Raw genomic sequence first — 18,442 nt, 5'->3', positions numbered from 1 at the left:
TTTTCTTTTCAAGGTATCATTGTTGTCATGCAAACCATCACAATTTTAGGCGCTACAGGCTCAATTGGTAGCAGCACACTTGACGTCATATCACGCCATCCTGAGCGCTATAAACTATATGCGGTCTCTGGTTTTTCGAATTTGCCTCGCCTTGCAGATATCGTGATAAAGCATGAGCCTGAATATGCAGTTGTTCACACCGAAAAAGATGCGATAGCGATTAAAACCTTAATACAGGAACGTTCAAGCCGCTTTTCTGAAAAGTCGGTTTTTCCAAAAATTTTGTGCGGCCAGCAAGGTCTGATTGACATAGCAAAAGAGAGTGCAGTTGATACAGTTATGTCTGCGATTGTTGGCGCTGCGGGATTAATGCCGACGATGGCTGCTGTAAAAGCGGGCAAAAAGGTGCTACTGGCGAATAAAGAGTCATTGGTGATGTCTGGTGAGCTCTTTATGAAAGCGGTTGAAGAGCATGGCGCTACTTTAATTCCCATTGATAGTGAACATAATGCAATTTTTCAGTGTCTACCTTACGAGTATCAATACGGTAAAACGCAAGAAAGCGGGATTTCTCATATTCTGTTAACGGCTTCTGGTGGACCCTTTCGCTGCATGATGCCTGACGAATTGGAAAATGTAACACCGGATCAGGCATGTGCGCATCCTAACTGGGACATGGGCCGCAAGATATCCGTCGACTCTGCCTCAATGATGAATAAAGGTTTGGAATTCATTGAGGCGAAGTGGCTGTTTGGCGTGAATGAGCAAGACATAAAAGTCGTCATTCATCCACAGAGTACCATTCACTCTATGGTGCAATATAGAGATGGTTCTGTTTTGGCTCAACTGGGTAATCCGGATATGCGAACGCCAATTGCGCATGCGCTGGCATTTCCACAGCGCATTGAATCTGGCGTTGATGCGCTTGATTTTTTTGCACTGGCAGATTTCAGTTTTGAAAAACCGGAAAAAGATCGCTTTCCGAATCTATTTTTAGCAATGGAAGCAAGCGCTTTGGGCCAAGCTGCCACCACCGCATTAAATGCAGCAAATGAAATTGCAGTGGATGCATTTTTAACCGGTAAGCTCAAGTTTACTGACATTTACAAAATAAACGCACAGGTTGTTGAAAGGGCTCACAATGTTACACTAGCGCGCCTTGAAGACATTTTGGCTCACGATGAAGCGTGTAGGGCCTATGCAAAAGAGAGTATCGCAGAGATAAATGCATGATTGAAATCGTAAGAAACATTCTGTTTTTTGTTATTGCGCTAAGCATCTTAGTTGCCGTGCATGAATGGGGTCACTACATTGTAGCAAAATGGTGCAAAGTGAAGGTTTTGCGGTTTTCAATTGGTTTTGGTAAGCCTCTTTACAAGCGAGTGACGTCCTCAGGCATGGAATTTGTTATTGCTGGGATCCCTCTTGGTGGCTACGTGCGTTTGTTAGATGATCGTGTGGATGACGTTCCTCCAGAACTTGAGAACGCAACATTAAACAGTAAATCTGTTGCACAACGTTTTGCCGTATATTTTGCAGGTCCTTTTGTAAATTTCGTATTTGCCGTATTTGCGTTAGCCATTATTGGTATGATTGGCCAACAGGCACCGCGTCCTGTAATAGGCGAAATTTTAGAAAACGGATATGCTCAACAATCTGATTTAGCTTCCGGCGATCTGATTTTAGCAGTTGGAGAGCACGAAACCTACAATTGGCGAGATGTGATTATCGAGTTATCCACCTTTAGCGGCGAGCAATCTATTCCTCTCAAAGTGCGAACCGATGGTGGCGGCACTGCCTCAAAATCCCTGCCCATCAATGGTTGGAAAATCAATCCAGATCAAGAAGATATCTTCGCTGCACTTGGCTTTAGACCTTACTCACCCCCTCTGACAACACAGCTTGGGTTAGTAGAAGAAGGGAGCCCCGCTGAGCGCGGCGGTTTGCAAAAAGATGATATTATCGAAAAATTAGATGGAACCTCTGTAGATTCCTGGAGCCAAATAGTCGATTTTATTGCGCCACGACCTAACCAATCTGTTGATATTTTGATTAAGCGAGGCGAAGAGCGTTTGAATTTGAATGTTAAGTTCGGCGCTGTCGCAATTGATGAACAATTGCATAGTACGAATGCCCAGTTGGCACAAGCAAGTGAGAGAGGGTATTTAGGCGTTTCACCTTATCGTGAAGCCTGGCCCGAAGAGTATGTCATTACCGAAAAATATGGCTTGTTTGCAGCCATTGCTAACGGGACACAAGAAACCTGGCGCTTAATGGGCGTGACGCTTAAGATGCTTGGGAAATTGTTAACCGGTGAAGTGCCAATCAATAACTTGAGTGGCCCAATTTCAATAGCAGAGGGTGCGGGAGTCAGTGCAAGCGTCGGTATTGTCGCATTTTTAAGTTTTTTGGCGCTTATTAGTGTAAATCTTGGTATTATTAACCTTTTGCCTTTACCCATACTGGATGGGGGGCACTTGTTATATCTTACCATCGAATGGATTACTGGAAAGCCGGTGTCAGAGGCGATTCAGGAAGTGGGGTTTAAAATTGGTGGAGTTATTCTGTTTGCTGTGATGGCTACAGCAATCGCCAATGACATTCTACGGAATACATAATCATAATAAGGTCTGACAACACGATTTTGGAATTTTGATAGTTAATGAAGTGTAAAAGTCTCGTATTAGCCGCCATTTTGGCCATCTCTTCGTCGTCATTTGCGCAAGGTGCTTATGATTTTGTGGTAGAAGATATTCGTGTTGAGGGTTTGCAGCGTGTTGCCCTTGGTGCTGCTCTTACTTATCTTCCCGTGCAGCGAGGCGACACGATGAATCGTTTTCGTGTGACGCAGCTGATTCGCTCGCTATACTCTTCAACGCACTTTGAAAGTGTAGAGATATATCGTGACGGAAATACCCTGGTGGTATCGGTGGAAGAACGTCCGACCATCAGTAACATTGTATTTGAAGGCAACGACGATATTAAAGATGAGCAACTCCAGGAAAGTTTGGATAACTCAAATATTCGCATCGGTGAACCGCTTGATCGCACAGTCATCACTTCTATTGAGAATGGTCTAAAAGACTTTTTCTACAGCATTGGTAAGTATAATGCCGATGTTACAGCTATTATTACCCCGCTTCCCCGCAATCGTGTGGACGTAAAACTGTTGTTTGAAGAAGGGGATGCGGCAAAAATCGCGCAAATCAATATTGTGGGTAACAAAGTGTTTGAAGATGATGAGTTGTTCAAGCAAATGGAGCTCTCCTTCGATAAGCCTTGGTGGGACTTTCTTTCAGAAACCCGCTATCAGCAACAAACTCTCTCTGGCGATATGGAAACGATTGAAAGTTACTATAAAGACAGAGGCTACTTACAGTTTAATATCGACTCCACGCAAGTTTCGATGACGCCCGAAAAAGACGGCATTTATGTCACGATGAATGTGTCTGAAGGCGAACAATACAACATATCTGAAGTGGAACTGGTGGGTGACTTGCTTGGATATGAAGAATTTTTGGCCGCCGTTATTCCGCTTTCTTCTGGCGATTTATATAACCAGGCTGAAGTGACTTACACTGAAGATTTTATTTCAAAATACTTAGGTCGTTTTGGCTATGCTTACCCCACAGTAACCACCATTCCTGAGATCAATGAAGAGGATAAAACCGTTAAACTGACCTTGTCTGTTGACCCGGGCAAGCGCGTTTATGTGCGACGTATCAACTTTACTGGTAACACCATCACCGCAGATGACGTATTGCGACAGAACGTGAATCAAATGGAAGGCACCTGGCTATCTGAGCCGCTTCTTGAAAGTTCCAAAGCGCAACTTTCACGTTTGACCTATATGGAAGATGTGGAATACGAAACAATTCGTATACCGGGCGTTGATGACAAGGTCGATGTTGATTTTACCGTAAAAGAACAGCCTTCAGGTTCATTTAATGCGGGGATAGGCTATGGCGATGCGACCAAGTTAAGTCTTCAGGCGGGTATTCAGCAAGACAATTTCCTGGGATCGGGTAAGCGAGTGGGATTTAACGTATCGACCGTGTCTTACCAAAAGCAGGCGCAGATCACGTATCTTGACCCTTATTTTACTATTGACGGAATAAGTTTAGGTGGAAGCATCGCCTACAGCGAATTTGATGGCGGCGACTTTGGAGTTATCCAATATAATTCAAAACGTTGGTCAGTAGGGGCAAATGCAGGCTATCCGATAAACGAAGTCAACAGAATTAGCTTTGGTTTGACTTACTCAAGTGTAGAGCTAGGTGACGATAACACTCGTTATGAGCAAACCAGCCGCTTTTACGATCAGTTTGCCGATCAAAACGATCCTGATGCGCCTATTAATTACGATAGCTTCTTGGCGTCTGTCACATGGAGCCGTAACACTTTGAACCGAGGTTTATTCCCTACTGCCGGTTCTTCGCAGCGTGCGTCCTTTAGTATTACTACGCCAAATTCAGATGTGAATTATTTTAAAGTGGTTGGTGACGGTAAGTGGTACTTCCCGCTTACGCGAAATCAACGCTGGTCGGTGTTAACACGGTTTAGATTCGGGTACGGAAACGGTTATGGTGAAACTAACGGGGTTGAGCAAATCTTGCCCTTTACGGAAAACTTCACCGCCGGTGGCGCTGATACGCTACGCGGCTTTGAAAACAATACCGTAGGACCACGTGGTGTCACCCGAATACCAGACGCTTTTCCAAGTCCTTCTCCAACAGGTGTGCCGATTATTCGTGACCCAAGCCAGGATTCGATTGCGCTATCGCAACGAAGCTTAGGTGGAAATGCGATGCTGCTTGGTGGTGTTGAATTGATTGTGCCGACGCCGTTTTTAGAAGAAGAATTTGATAATTCAGTTAGAACCAGCCTGTTTTTCGATATAGGTAATGTTTGGGATACTGAGTTTAATTACGACGCCTATAAAGACTTACAAGTGATTTCGGGAAGTGATCCGCTAGCAGACTACGGTTACTGGAAATACTATCGAAGTTCAGCCGGTATATCAGTGCAGTGGATTTCGCCAATGGGTCCGATGGTATTCAGTTTTTCCAATGCACTTAAAGAACGAGAAGGTGATGATGCCAGATTCTTTACTTTCAACATTGGATCCACTTTCTAGAAAGAGTATAATTTTAAAGTTAGTGCAAATTATAAAGAAAGCTAAACGCAAAGGAGTTTACATTGAAAAGTTTAAATAAAGCGCTGTCAATTGCAGCTATATTAGGGTTGTCATTGATGTCGGTTGTTGCAAGCGCAGCTCAGAAGATTGCGGTTGTTGATGTTCAGCTAGTGCTTCAGTCTTTACCGCAGGTAGCAGCTATCGAACAAAAGATTAATTCTGAGTTTGAGGCGCAAATACAGGAAGTCACGGCAATGCGCGAAGAAGGCAATTTCCTGATGGAAAAGTTACAGCGCGAAGCGGCGACCATGAGCGAAGAGCAGAAGCAGGAACTACAGCAGCAAATTCAAGCTTTAGGTCAGCAGATGCAGCAAAAAGGACAGCCTTTACAGCAAAATATGCAGCGTCGAACTGCAGAAGAGCGTAATAAGTTACTTGGTTTGATCAAACAGGCAATTGATGGCATTGCCGCCGCTGACGGTTACGATATGGTCATTAATGCCCAATCGGTTCCTTTTGCAAAAGACCAGTTTGATATTTCACAGAAAGTATTAGATCAGGTTAGCAAGGCAAACTAAAACCTCTCTAAATCAGACCAACAACAGTTGGTCTGATTTGTTTTTTCTGCATATCACCTTATCTTATAGCGCGACTTAGGTCCTAAGGACAAACTAGCCTACATACATCAGGAGATTGGCTTGGCAAATTCGCTCAATACCATCGAAATAAACGAAATCATGTCTTTGCTACCGCATCGATATCCATTTTTATTAATAGATCGCGTTACCGACTATGAGCTTGGTAAATCAATCAAAGCTTATAAAAATATCACTATTAATGAGCCTTGTTTTACCGGTCATTTCCCTCAGCGACCCATATTCCCAGGTGTTTTAATTGCCGAGGCGATGGCTCAGGCTGCTGGTATTCTCGGATTTAAAACCATGGGAAATAATGATCAGCTCTACCTCTATGCAGGTATAGATAAGGCAAGATTCAAGCATCCCGTAGTTCCAGGTGACAGACTGGATATCGATGTTGAATTCCTTAAAGAACGCCGCGGTATCTGGAAATTTGCAGGTTCTGCAAAAGTAGATGGTAAGGAAGTGTGTGCTGCAGAGTTTATGTGCGCTATAAGAGATATGTAAAATGATCCATCCGTCTTCAGTAATTTCAGACTCTGCGAAACTTGGCAAAAATGTCAAGGTTGGTCCCTTTTGTTTCATTGGCGATAATGTTGAAATTGGCGACGATTGTGATTTAAAAAGTCACGTTGTGGTAAAAGGGCATACCAGAATCGGTCGCAAAAATACCTTTTTCCAATTTTGTTCTATAGGTGAAGACTGTCAGGATAAGAAATACGCCGGTGAAGAAACCTACCTGGAGATTGGGGATAACAACGTATTTCGTGAGTCATGCACTATTCATAGAGGCACCACACAAGACAATAGCATCACTAAAATTGGCTCTCGCAATCTGCTTATGGTGAACACTCACCTGGCTCACGATTGTATCGTGGGGGATGACAACATTTTTGCCAATAATGCCACAATTGCGGGCCATGTTCACATTGGCGATTTTGTCATTTTAGGCGGTATGACTGCAGTTCATCAGTTTTGCCATATTGGTTCGCATGCCTTTACCGGTGGCGGGGCTGTGGTACTTAAAGATATTCCACCTTATGTGATGTTTAGCGGAATTAAACATATTCCACAGGGCATTAACGCGGAAGGTTTAAAACGCAGAGGATATACTGCGCAGCAAATTAGTAACATCAAGCGTGCCTACAAAACGCTTTATCGAAACGGGAACAGTTTTGAAGAGGCCACGGTACAAATTGAAACTCAGGCCAAAGATGCCAGTGAAATTGGAATACTAGCTGAGTTTTTAAAAAATGCCACTAGAGGGATAGCGCGCTAAAGCCAGGCTCTCTTATGAGTAAAAACGCCCCCTTAAAAATCGGTATAATTGCAGGAGAAGCCTCTGGCGATGTGCTAGGTGCCGGCTTACTTAAAGCATTAAAGGTAAAGCATCCTGATTGTGAAGTCAGCGGGATAGGGGGAAAATACCTCATTGCTCAAGGACTTCATTCCATAGTTGATATGAATGAATTGTCGGTTATGGGACTGGTTGAAGTGCTCAAGCACCTGCCGCGTCTTTTGTCTATTCGAAAACAAGTTATTGAACACTTTATACAAAATCCGCCCGATGTGTTTATAGGCGTAGATGCACCTGATTTTAATTTACGGATCGCAAGCGCACTTAAAGAGAATGGCGTTAAAACGGTGCACTATGTAAGTCCTACAATTTGGGCATGGCGCGAGAGCCGTATTCATAAAATCGCAAAAGCGACCAACCTGGTTTTGGGTATTTTTCCTTTCGAACAAAGTATTTACGAAAAGTACAAAGTGCCATATACCTACGTTGGGCATACGCTTGCCGATGAAATACCGCTCTACGTTGACCGACAAGGCGCTCGAAGTACGCTCGCCCGTTATACTCAGTCAAAGGCTTTTCATGTTGAAGCTGACACTCATGTACTGGCAATATTACCGGGTTCAAGAGCTCGGGAAATTGAAAGTATGCTTCCGGTGTTTTTGGAAACAGCGAAACTTTATTCTGCCCATTTCAAGGCCTTGAAAGTATTTATACCTGCAGCCAATAAAGCCAGGCATCAGCAAATACTTGATTTACTTAAAGCTCAGCACTCAAGACTCGATGTTCACGTTACCGATGCGCCTGCCAGAGATGTGATGATTGCATCTGATGCGGTATTGCTGACTTCCGGTACGGCCTCTCTTGAAGCTATGCTTTGCAAGAGACCGATGGTAGTTGCCTATAGAATGTCTGGCTTAACCTACAAAATCATGCAGTATCTTTATAAACCGGATTATTTTTCATTACCTAATATTCTCGCCGAAGAAGCTTTGGTTCCTGAACTCTTGCAGGAGGAGGTAAACCCGGCGAATATGTGTGCGCATTTGCTTGAGCAAATCGAGCGCGATCAAAATAAACTCAGTCAAGCCTACTTTGAGCAGCATCTACGCTTGCGTCAACATGCTAATGAAAAAGCCGCCGATGCGGTTTTAGCCTTAATCGAGGATACCAAGTGCTAATTGCCGGTGTAGATGAAGTTGGTAGGGGACCTTTGGTGGGAGATGTTGTCACCGCGGCGGTGATACTCAATCCGAAGCGACCCATCGAAGGCTTGCGTGACTCAAAAAAACTGAGCGCACAAAAGCGTGAATACTTTAATGAGCAAATACAGCAATACGCGATTTCATGGGCAATTGGCCGCGCTTGTGTTGAAGAAATAGACAGCTTAAACATTCTGCAAGCGACCATGCTTGCGATGACAAGAGCGGTCCAGGCACTGCATATACAACCAGATGAAGTCATTGTAGATGGAAATCGCTGTCCGGATTGGTCTTATAAAAGCCAGGCGATAATCAAAGGGGATGACCTTTATCCTCAAATTGCAGCGGCATCTATTATTGCCAAGGTCGCGCGAGATAAGGATATGCTAGATTTGCATGCACGTTATCCGCAATATGCATTTGATAAGCATAAAGGCTATCCTACCGCCGCGCATTTTGAAGCACTCGCCACATATGGTGCTTTGGATTGTCATCGAAAAAGTTTTAAACCCGTGAAAAAAGCGCTCGGCCTGATAAACTAAGGCTCGATAAAAGGCCCTGGTTAACAAAGCCGAAGTGAGTGAACAAGAGAGGTAGTAGTGACGCATAAGTTTGTGCATTTGAATGTACACAGCGATTATTCGATGGTAGATGGGCTCAACAAAGTCAATCCTATTTTAGATACTGTCGCTCAGCTAGATATGCCCGCTATCGCAATTAGCGATCAGATGAACCTATGCGGTTTGGTTAAATTTTATTCCTCTGCCTATGCGAAAGGCATCAAGCCGATTATAGGCTGCGACGTTAATATTCTAAGTGATTTTATTGAAGAAGAAATCCTTCAAGTCACTCTGCTTGCGCAAGACATAGATGGTTACAAAAACATCACTAATCTTATTTCAAAGGCGTATTTGCAAGGGCATGTTCAACATCAGGTTGTGGTAAGACAGTCCTGGTTACAGAAATTCTCAAAAGGCGTTATTCTTCTTTCTGGCGGTTTACAGGGTGATTTAGGCATTGCGCTGTCGCAAAACAAACTTTCCTTGGGTGAAGAAATTGCGCAGTTTTATCATACGCATTTTAAAGACCGCTTTTATGTTGAATTAAATCGTGTTGGTCATCCGAATGAAAACACCTACATTCAAAATGCCGTAGAGCTTTCAGGCAAATTGGCACTGCCAGTTGTGGCAACTAACAAAGTACGCTTTTTAAGACAAGAAGATTACGAACCACATGAAGTACGAGTTTGTATTGCCGATGGCTTTACGCTTGATGATAATCGCAGGCCAAAGAAATACACAGAAGATCAATACCTGCGTTCTGCTGAACAAATGTGCGAGCTTTTTGAGGACATACCTGAAGCACTTGAAAACTCGGTGGAAATTGCCAAGCGATGCAATGTAGAACTCACTTTGGGCAAGTATTTCTTGCCACAGTTTCCTACCGGCGACATGAGTACTGAAGATTTTCTTGTAAAAGTCTCGAAAGAAGGCTTAGAGCGTCGTCTTGCGATTATCTTTCCCGACGAAAACGAGCGACAGGAAAAACGCGGGGAATATGATGAGCGCCTAGATATCGAGCTTGAAGTTATCAATAGCATGGGGTTTCCCGGCTACTTTTTGATTGTGATGGAGTTTATTCAGTGGAGTAAGGATAACAATATTCCGGTTGGCCCGGGCAGGGGCTCGGGTGCTGGCTCTCTGGTGGCTTATGCGCTGGATATAACCGATTTAGATCCGCTTGAATTTGATTTGCTATTTGAACGATTCTTAAATCCTGAACGTGTTTCCATGCCCGATTTTGATATCGACTTTTGCATGGACAGACGTGACGAAGTTATTGACCATGTAGCGCAGATGTATGGCCGCGATGCAGTATCACAAATCATTACCTTTGGCACAATGGCGGCAAAAGCCGTTATTCGCGATGTTGGTCGAGTTTTAGGCCATCCCTACGGCTTCGTTGACAGAATTTCCAAGTTGATACCTGGCGATCCGGGTATGACGCTTAAAAAGGCCTTTGAGGTGGAGCCGCGCTTACAGCAGGAATATGAGCGTGACGAAGAAGTAAAAGAGCTCATCGACATGGCTCGCATACTAGAAGGGGTTACCCGCAACGCCGGTAAGCATGCAGGTGGCGTTGTTATTTCACCAACAACTATTACAGATTTTGCGCCATTATATTGCGACGATACCGGCAGCAATCCTGTGACGCAGTTTGATAAAAACGATGTAGAAACAGCCGGTCTTGTCAAATTTGACTTCTTGGGGCTTCGAACCTTAACTATCATTCAATGGGCGATTGATATGATAAAAGAGGTGCGTGGCGAGCATGTCGACATCACGCAAATCCCGTTAGAAGATAAAGCGTCTTTTAAATCTTTGCAGAAAGCTGAAACCACTGCAGTATTCCAGCTTGAATCCCGCGGCATGAAGGATTTGATTAAACGGCTTCAACCAGACTGCTTTGAAGATATTATCGCACTGGTTGCTTTATTTAGACCCGGTCCTTTGCAATCAGGCATGGTTGATAACTTTATCGATAGAAAACACGGGCGTGAAGCGATATCGTATCCCGATGCCACCTATCAACACGAGTGCCTGGAAGAAATTCTTGAGCCCACCTACGGTATCATTTTGTACCAGGAACAGGTAATGCAAATCGCTCAGGTCATGTCTGGGTATTCACTTGGTGGCGCTGACCTTTTACGCCGCGCAATGGGCAAGAAAAAGCCCGAAGAAATGGAAAAACAGCGCGCGATTTTCCAGCAAGGGGCTAAAGAAAATAATATCGATCCAGAACTTGCGATGAAGATATTCGACCTGGTGGAAAAGTTCGCCGGCTACGGTTTTAATAAATCGCATTCTGCAGCTTATGCTTTGGTCTCCTATCAAACACTTTGGCTTAAAGTGCATTATCCTGCTGAGTTTATGGCGGCCGTGTTGTCTGCGGACATGGACAATACCGATAAAATTGTGACTTTGGTAGATGAATGTAATCGCATGGGCCTTGAAATCCTTCCGCCAGACTTGAACACAGGGCAATACAAGTTTACCGTCAACAAGCAAGGCCAGATAGTGTATGGCATCGGGGCAATTAAGGGAGTAGGTGAGGCGCCAGTTGAAGCGATTATTCATGCCCGTGAAAATCTGGGGAAATTTACCGACCTATTTGATTTTTGTGAAAAAGTCGATTTGAAGAAAATTAATAAACGAGTACTCGAAAAATTAGTGCTCTCAGGTGCAATGGATAATTTAGGTCCGCATCGAGCCGCTCTCATGGCCACACTTAAAGATGCTTTAGATACCGCTCTTCAAACGGCAAAAGCCGCCGCAGCAGGCCAGGGCGATTTATTTGGGATGGATTTACCGGCTGATGCCTCAAGTGACCATGCCTTCAAGCAAGTGCCTCGCTGGTCTGAAAAAGTATGGCTTGATGGAGAAAAAGAAACCCTTGGTCTATATTTAACGGGACACCCGATAAATCAGTATGTGAATGAAATTAAGCAATATACTGACTCGCGCTTGGTCGACCTTAAACCTACTGGAAAGGATAATTATGTTTCTACCTTAGGTTTGGTGTTGGGCGTGCGCGTTATGACCAACAAAAAAGGCAAGCGCTGGGCGCTTGTCACACTTGATGATAAATCGGCTCGAATGGATATTCGCCTGTATCCTGAGATTTACGAGCGTTATGAAGATATACTGACTGCGGACAATTTGCTGTGGATAAAAGGACAGGTCAGCTTTGATGAATACAGCGGTGGCAATACAATGAACGCCGTTGAAGTTATGACATTGATGCAGGCGCGCACTAAATATGCGAAGCACTTGGCCTTGCGTTTACAGTCGCAAGCATGCACAGTGTCGTCAGTGGCAAAAATTCAGGATATACTACAGCCTTTCAGAGGCGGCAGTTGTCCGCTACATATACTCGTTGAGCATCCAGATGCTCAAGCCACGCTAGAAACAGGTGCCACTTGGTTCGTAGCACCTGACGATGAACTATTAAGCAGTTTGTCGCATGAGCTTGGCGAAGAAAATGTTAGCCTGATGTTTAATTAACGCGATAACAAGAAGAAACAGGATTATTTAATGGGGTCACACTTTCTAGAATTTGAACAGCCAATCGCTGAGCTAGAAGCTAAAATTGAAGAACTCAGGCTGGTCAATCAAGGTGGTGAATTTGACGTTGGCATTGAAGAAGAAATCGCTCGCCTGCGTGAAAAAAGCCAAGAACTCACCCGCAAAATTTTTTCAGGTCTTGGCGCTTGGCAAATTTCCCAAGTGGCGCGTCATCCAATGCGTCCCTATACCCAAGATTACATCGACAATATGCTGAGTGATTTTGATGAATTAGCGGGTGACCGTGCATTCGCTGATGATAAAGCAATTATTGGTGGCCTGGCGCGTTTAGACGATAGACCTGTGATGGTTATTGGGCATCAAAAAGGTCGGGATACCCACGAAAAAATTAAGCGTAATTTTGGCATGCCAAAGCCCGAGGGCTATCGTAAAGCGCTGCGCTTAATGCGTATGGCAGAGAAGTTTAATTTACCTATTTTAACCTTTATTGATACACCGGGTGCCTATCCCGGCGTAGGCGCTGAAGAGCGCGGGCAAAGTGAAGCGATCGCGATGAATTTGAAAGTGATGGCTGAACTTAAAGTACCCACAATTTGTACGGTAATTGGTGAAGGTGGCTCAGGTGGCGCTCTGGCAATTGGTGTAGGCGACCGCGTTAATATGCTGCAATACTCTACCTATTCGGTTATCTCTCCTGAAGGATGCGCCTCAATCTTATGGAAAAGCGCTGAGAAAGCGCCTATCGCAGCTGAAGCAATGGGCGTAACCGCTCCTCAGATTAAAGATCTTGGCCTGATAAATACCATTATTGATGAGCCACTTGGAGGCGCGCATCGAGACTATAAAACCATGGCAGCTAATTTAAAGGCGACCATTAAGCAGCAGCTTTCCCAACTATCAAGTTTGTCGACCGAAACACTACTGCAAGAGCGCTACGAGCGACTTATGTCATTTGGATATTGCTAGCGTGTGGCAAACACAAAGGATAGCGACCAGGCTTTAATTGATGCGCTTGCAGATTGCTTTAAGCAATCCGAACAAGCGCAATTTGTTGTAGGCCTCAGTGGAGGCCTTGATTCTACCGTACTCCTTCATCTATCTTGGCGTTTGCTTAATCAAGAGCTCGACAAAAGCGCTTTTATTGGCAGTACAAACACTGACAACGACTCATTCAAACACAAAACATTATCAGCCATTCACGTTCATCATGGTTTAAGTCCGTTTGCTGACCAATGGGCTACGCATGTTGAATCACTTTGTACTGCGCTCTCTATTCCATGCAAGGTACTAAAGGTTAATCTCAACTATGAGAAGCGTCAAAGTCTGGAAGCACAGGCAAGAGATGCTCGCTACAAGGCATTTGTGGACGAAGTAGATAATGATGCTTTAATGCTATTAGGGCATCATCAGGACGATCAGGCAGAAACCTTTTTGCTTCAGCTGGCTCGCGGCGCAGGCCCGAAAGGATTGAGCGCGATGGCTAAAAGCAATACAAACGCGTATGGATTAAAGATTGCCCGCCCCTTGCTTAACTTTAGCCGCGAGCAACTGCATGCTTATGCGCAAAAGCATTCTCTAAATTGGGTAGAAGATGAATCTAACCATGATGAACGCTTTGACCGTAATTTTTTGCGTGCTCAAGTGATGCCGCTTCTTAAATCCCGTTGGCCGAGTATCAACCAAACCATCAGTCGTAGCGCTAAGCACTGTGCATCTGAGCAGGATGCGCTTAATGAATATATGAACATGCTCGCCAGGGACGCCTTTACTGACGATGGGTGTTTATTACTTAAACCTTTACTTAAGCTCTCAGTGAATACGCAAATCCTTCTGCTACGCCATTGGCTTGATAGCCACCAAGCAGATATGCCGAGTACAGAGATAGTAAACGAAATCCTTAAGCAGGCTTGCGCAAGTGACGATGCGCAAAGTGAATGCAGCTGGCAGAGACAAGTGGTCCGTCGCTTCAATGGTAAGCTTTACTTCTTAGAAAGTGGTCATAAAAATACTGCACAAAGGACGTTTAATCAGGTAACACCAAAAAGCGTTAAGGCAAGTTTCAAGCGTCATCAAAAATACCTTCGAGCAACATTGAAGCATCAACGATATACCTATGAGCTTTATATCACTGATAATCAGCAAACATTGAATGAACTCAAAGCTTCACTCGATGCAATTATTCCCCCTTCAACAAACGGGCAAACACCTTATCAAGTGTTTCATTTCCTTAAGCCTCAAGGCATTGAGAATAAACGCTTGGTTTCTATGGACTTTGGGATAATGAGCTTAAGCGCAAAGCTTGAAGTAAAGCGACCTACACGAAGCCTGAAAAAATATTGCCAGCAGTGGAAAATTCCTCCCTGGGAACGCAATCAAATTCCTATCATTACGTATAAAGTGGAAGCCGCCGATTCTATTGAAAGTAAGCATGTGCTGGCCTTCGGCGAACGTTTAGCTGTGCCTGCCAGTGATCACTCCAATGATACAGATAATGCGGATGACCAAACTGAACATCTCATTATTGTTTATCATTCAACTTAACTTTTTCAGACTAAGCAGCCTTATACAACAGGCTATGCATCAAGCTTTTCATTTAGCTTCCGGACAAGCTTCTGATCAAGGTATTGAGTAAGTCGAATAAAAAAGCCCACAAACACAATAGCGGATGTGGGCAATAGACTAAACAGACTACGGGAGAGTGCTGTAAAGATTAAGCGGCAATAATGTGGTTCTTTCCGTTTCCTTTTGCTTTGTAAAGCGCAGAATCAGCTCGTTCGAAAATACTTTCTGCTGTATCGGTAGCAATAAACGACGTTGCGCCAACGCTGCTTGAAACGCCATGTTCGATAAATAGTGGGTGTTTGTTTATGGCATTGGTAATGCGCTTGGCGACCATTTCATTCGCTTTTGCGTTACTGTCAATGAGTACACAGCAAAATTCATCACCACCAAAACGAAAAGCATGGTCCGAATCACGCAAACAATGACGCAATATATCTGCGAAAGCGATTAAAACCTGGTCTCCTTCGTGGTGACCAAATTTATCATTGACGCTTTTAAAATTGTCCAAATCAAATACCAACAGGCCAAAAGTATCGTCGTTTCGTTTGCTGATACTTATCAGTTTTTTGACACTTTCGTTAAAACTGTTCCGATTGCCCAAACCTGTTAGGACGTCTTTGGTAGCAAGTTGACTAATACGGTAGTACTCCAAAGCATGACGCAAGCTCATCGCAAAGATGCTGTGGATTTCCGATAAGAGTTTGCGCTGAACGGGCGTTAACACTTTTGAAAATGAATAAGCAAGTTGGGCATGCTGTGGCGTACCGAAAGGGTGACCGTAGTAGATAGAAATCTTCATAATGCGAGAGCGAGACTTCGATTTGCCTGTGCGCAATACTTGGTCTGCAAAACTCAACTTCAGTGAGGTGCAGGGAAGTTTGTCTGATAAAATAATGAAATAATCGTTAATCAGCTCTTCTAAATCGATGGATGACAGCATCGCTCGCATGATGTGCGCAGACTCTGATACGGTAAGCACTGACATATCCGACTCGTCATCCATAAAATGAACGTTACCGTTAGTGGTATTTTGAGTCACGGTATTTTGAGTCATAGTACTTTGAGTCTTGGCCTCTTGAGTTAAATTCTCATGAGGTAGATGCTCATTCATGGTACTCATATCCATCTTTCACTCCGAACGTGTGTTAAGCTTCAATCTTGTCTACTATTAAACGTAGTATTCTTGGAATTATTTCGGATAAAGCAAAGACTATGCCTAAACAGATTCCTTTTATCAAAATGAGGGGATAAGCCTTGGATCAGAGTTTTCTTAGTATTATATTTCTGATGTTGATGGCCGCCTTTTTTGTTTGGCAGTTCAAACGCCTGAATCTCCCGCCAATACTGGCATATTTGGTAGCGGGCTTAGTCGCTGGTCCCCAAGTACTTAATCTTTTTGAAGACAGTCATGCGATGTATCTGGCAGCAGAAATAGGCATCGTTTTTTTGCTTTTTACCCTGGGCCTCGAATTCTCTCTCGCCAAACTTTTAGCGATGCGGCGTCTGGTTTTTGGCGTTGGTGCCGGACAAATGTTGCTTACAAGCGCTGTTTTTGCCGCACTTGCCATGATTATTGGGCAAGATCTAACCACTTCTATCATCATTGGCGCCATGCTTGCTCTCTCATCTACCGCTATAGTGATTAAAACAATCGATGAGCAAGGCAGGTTGAATACTAAGCGCTCACAGCTTGCGGTGAGTATTTTACTTTTTCAGGATATTGCCGTAGTACCGCTTTTGATCGTGATCCCTTTGTTGGCAAATGCAGACGAGCAAAGTATCGCGATGGCAATGCTTTTTGCACTCCTAAAAGGAATTGTTGTTGTAACCCTGCTTTTAGCGGCAGGCAAGTATCTGCTTCCACGCGTATTTAACGAAATAGCCAAAACCCGGACAGACGAGCTGTTTGTACTATGTACCTTGGTCATCGCACTGCTTGCTGCTGGCGCCACCTTTGCCTTTGGTTTGTCGATGGCGTTAGGGGCATTTTTGGCGGGTATGATGCTAAGTGAGTCTCAATATCGCCATCAGTTAGAGGCGGACATTCGTCCATTTCGCGATATTTTGATGGGGCTCTTTTTTATCACGGTTGGTATGCAACTGGATATTAATATTATGTTGGCAATGCCGCATTGGATCTTGTTAGGGCTGCTAATTCTGGTAGTCATCAAAGTAATTATGGTAAGGATCGCAGCATTGATTTACGGCACGGATGCACAGGATGCATGGGCCGCAGGCTTAAAGCTCTCTCAAATGGGCGAGTTTACTTTTGTTATCGCAGCATTGGCGGTTGATAACCAAATTATTGATGATGCCACTTCATCATTTATTATTTGTGTTGGCGTACTGAGTATGGCAATTACACCGTATTTAATAAACAAAAGCGGCATCATAGCTGCCAAATTGGCTAAATCACCTGAGCCCGATATGCTACCAGATAGCGAGCTCACACATGCCGCCTTGCCGCCTCCTGATGTCGTTATTTTAGGTTATGGACGTGTAGGGCAATCCATTGCCAAAATGCTTAAGCTTGAAGCACTCGCCTATGTGGTTGTTGACATTGACCCTATTCGTGTACAAGAAAGCCGCGCTGCCGGTGAACGAATTTTATATGGGGATGTTGCGCACAAATCCATTTTGGAAAATGCGAGAGTGACCCAAGCTAAGCTTGTGATCATTACCTTTGATAACCATGAAAAATCAATCAAGGTAATAAACACGCTTAAATCAATAAAAGATGACGTTCAAGTCATTGTGCGCACACGCAAAGATTATAAAATGGACGACTTATACAAAGCAGGAGCGTTGCAAGTTGTGCCTGAAATGCAAGAGGGCAGTTTAATGCTGATTTCTCAGGTGTTGCATTACTCTGGTGTACCGATGTCGCGCATTTTAAAGCGTATTCGTTTGGAGCGCAAAAAAGGCTATGTGCATATGCATGGATTCTTTCCCGGGGAGACAACTGAAATTAGCTATGACACGAAAGATAAGCTTGAATTTATGCACGCGGTTGTTATCACGGAATCTGCTTACGGTGTTGGCAAAACCATTGAAGAACTGGACATTTTGCGACGAAAAGTCAGCATTTCTGCTGTAAGGCGCGACAGACAGGAAATAAGTTCGCCAGACCCAAGCTTTAGGCTGGCGGCAAACGATGTACTGGTGATTTCAGGAAAACCGCGTCGCGTTGAACGCATTGAAAAATTTTTGCTGGATGGAGGCTAGGCCCTTGCTGATTGCACAAAGACCTTCTCAACATTTTATTTCTTTAAATTTTCAAACTCTTTGTTTAGATTGTATTTTTCGTCAGTGACAATTTTTTCGAGCACTTCGATACGCTGTTGCATCGCCGACAGTTTTTGTTCTACCTGAGTCTCATACTCTTTAAATTTGCTGTCTGTAAACTTCACCTGATTGTTGCGTTTTACCGTTTTTACAATACTAACAACCATAGAGGCAAGAATAGCAATAATGATGATGGCGGTTAAATTCATAGTGTCTCCCTCAGACTATGATGCGTTTGC

14 protein-coding genes are annotated in these 18,442 nt (G+C 43.9%); 12 read left to right on the top strand and 2 right to left on the bottom strand.

The genetic code is table 11. The features are described from left to right. The first annotated feature begins 27 nt into the window (after positions 1-27). The 11 genes from ispC (at position 28) to tilS (ending at position 14,897) form a co-directional block, all read left to right on the top strand. The gene (gene ispC / locus D6V41_RS11325) at positions 28-1,233 is read left to right on the top strand and encodes a 1-deoxy-D-xylulose-5-phosphate reductoisomerase (RefSeq protein ID WP_136251639.1); all 1,206 of its coding nucleotides are present in this window, start codon (positions 28-30) and stop codon (positions 1,231-1,233) included. Further along, positions 1,230-2,618 carry an RIP metalloprotease RseP gene (rseP, locus tag D6V41_RS11320; RefSeq protein ID WP_136251638.1) on the top strand — a complete coding sequence of 463 codons (1,389 nt, stop codon included), beginning with the start codon at positions 1,230-1,232 and terminating at the stop codon, positions 2,616-2,618. The genes ispC and rseP overlap by 4 nt, the downstream gene beginning before the upstream one ends. A gap of 44 nt (positions 2,619-2,662) precedes the next feature. Next, a complete protein-coding gene (gene bamA, locus D6V41_RS11315; RefSeq protein WP_136251637.1) occupies positions 2,663-5,137 on the top strand; it encodes an outer membrane protein assembly factor BamA in 2,475 nt (824 codons plus the stop codon). A 62-nt stretch (positions 5,138-5,199) separates the two neighbouring features. After that, positions 5,200-5,715: an OmpH/Skp family outer membrane protein gene (locus D6V41_RS11310; protein ID WP_136251636.1), complete on the top strand. Its 516-nt coding sequence runs from the start codon at positions 5,200-5,202 to the stop codon at positions 5,713-5,715. Positions 5,716-5,835: 120 nt separating this feature from the next. Further along, on the top strand, positions 5,836-6,282 hold the full coding sequence (gene fabZ, locus D6V41_RS11305; RefSeq protein ID WP_136251635.1) for a 3-hydroxyacyl-ACP dehydratase FabZ: 447 nt from the start codon (positions 5,836-5,838) through the stop codon (positions 6,280-6,282). 1 nt (position 6,283) lies between these two features. Next, the gene (lpxA, locus tag D6V41_RS11300) at positions 6,284-7,054 is read left to right on the top strand and encodes an acyl-ACP--UDP-N-acetylglucosamine O-acyltransferase (RefSeq protein WP_136251634.1); all 771 of its coding nucleotides are present in this window, start codon (positions 6,284-6,286) and stop codon (positions 7,052-7,054) included. 14 nt (positions 7,055-7,068) lie between these two features. Continuing rightward, positions 7,069-8,250: a lipid-A-disaccharide synthase gene (lpxB, locus tag D6V41_RS11295; protein WP_136251633.1), complete on the top strand. Its 1,182-nt coding sequence runs from the start codon at positions 7,069-7,071 to the stop codon at positions 8,248-8,250. Beyond that, positions 8,244-8,813, top strand: coding sequence for a ribonuclease HII (gene rnhB, locus D6V41_RS11290; protein ID WP_136251632.1), 570 nt, complete (start codon positions 8,244-8,246; stop codon positions 8,811-8,813). The genes lpxB and rnhB overlap by 7 nt, the downstream gene beginning before the upstream one ends. 57 nt (positions 8,814-8,870) lie before the next feature. Further along, positions 8,871-12,335 (top strand): DNA polymerase III subunit alpha, encoded by a 3,465-nt coding sequence (gene dnaE, locus D6V41_RS11285; RefSeq protein ID WP_136251631.1) that lies wholly within the window; start codon positions 8,871-8,873, stop codon positions 12,333-12,335. Positions 12,336-12,365: 30 nt separating this feature from the next. Then, complete coding sequence (gene accA / locus D6V41_RS11280) at positions 12,366-13,322, top strand: acetyl-CoA carboxylase carboxyl transferase subunit alpha (protein ID WP_136251630.1); 957 nt, start codon at positions 12,366-12,368, stop codon at positions 13,320-13,322. Between the two features lie 3 nt (positions 13,323-13,325). Beyond that, complete coding sequence (gene tilS, locus D6V41_RS11275; protein WP_136251629.1) at positions 13,326-14,897, top strand: tRNA lysidine(34) synthetase TilS; 1,572 nt, start codon at positions 13,326-13,328, stop codon at positions 14,895-14,897. A gap of 169 nt (positions 14,898-15,066) precedes the next feature. Here tilS and D6V41_RS11270 read toward each other — a convergent pair whose 3' ends face one another. Next, complete coding sequence (locus tag D6V41_RS11270; protein ID WP_241664524.1) at positions 15,067-16,044, bottom strand: GGDEF domain-containing protein; 978 nt, start codon at positions 16,042-16,044, stop codon at positions 15,067-15,069. 128 nt (positions 16,045-16,172) lie between these two features. Here D6V41_RS11270 and D6V41_RS11265 point away from each other — a divergent pair, with 128 nt between their 5' ends. Beyond that, positions 16,173-18,143 carry a monovalent cation:proton antiporter family protein gene (locus D6V41_RS11265; RefSeq protein ID WP_136251628.1) on the top strand — a complete coding sequence of 657 codons (1,971 nt, stop codon included), beginning with the start codon at positions 16,173-16,175 and terminating at the stop codon, positions 18,141-18,143. A 35-nt stretch (positions 18,144-18,178) separates the two neighbouring features. Here the strand turns inward: D6V41_RS11265 and D6V41_RS11260 are convergent, their stop codons facing one another. Further along, positions 18,179-18,412, bottom strand: coding sequence for a hypothetical protein (locus D6V41_RS11260; protein ID WP_136251627.1), 234 nt, complete (start codon positions 18,410-18,412; stop codon positions 18,179-18,181). Between the last annotated feature and the right edge of the window lie 30 nt (positions 18,413-18,442).

The sequence above is a fragment of the Ningiella ruwaisensis genome (genome assembly GCF_004798935.1).
In the GTDB taxonomy this organism is placed as follows: Bacteria; Pseudomonadota; Gammaproteobacteria; order Enterobacterales; family Alteromonadaceae; genus Glaciecola; species Glaciecola ruwaisensis.
This window is presented reverse-complemented; position numbering and strand designations above follow the sequence as displayed.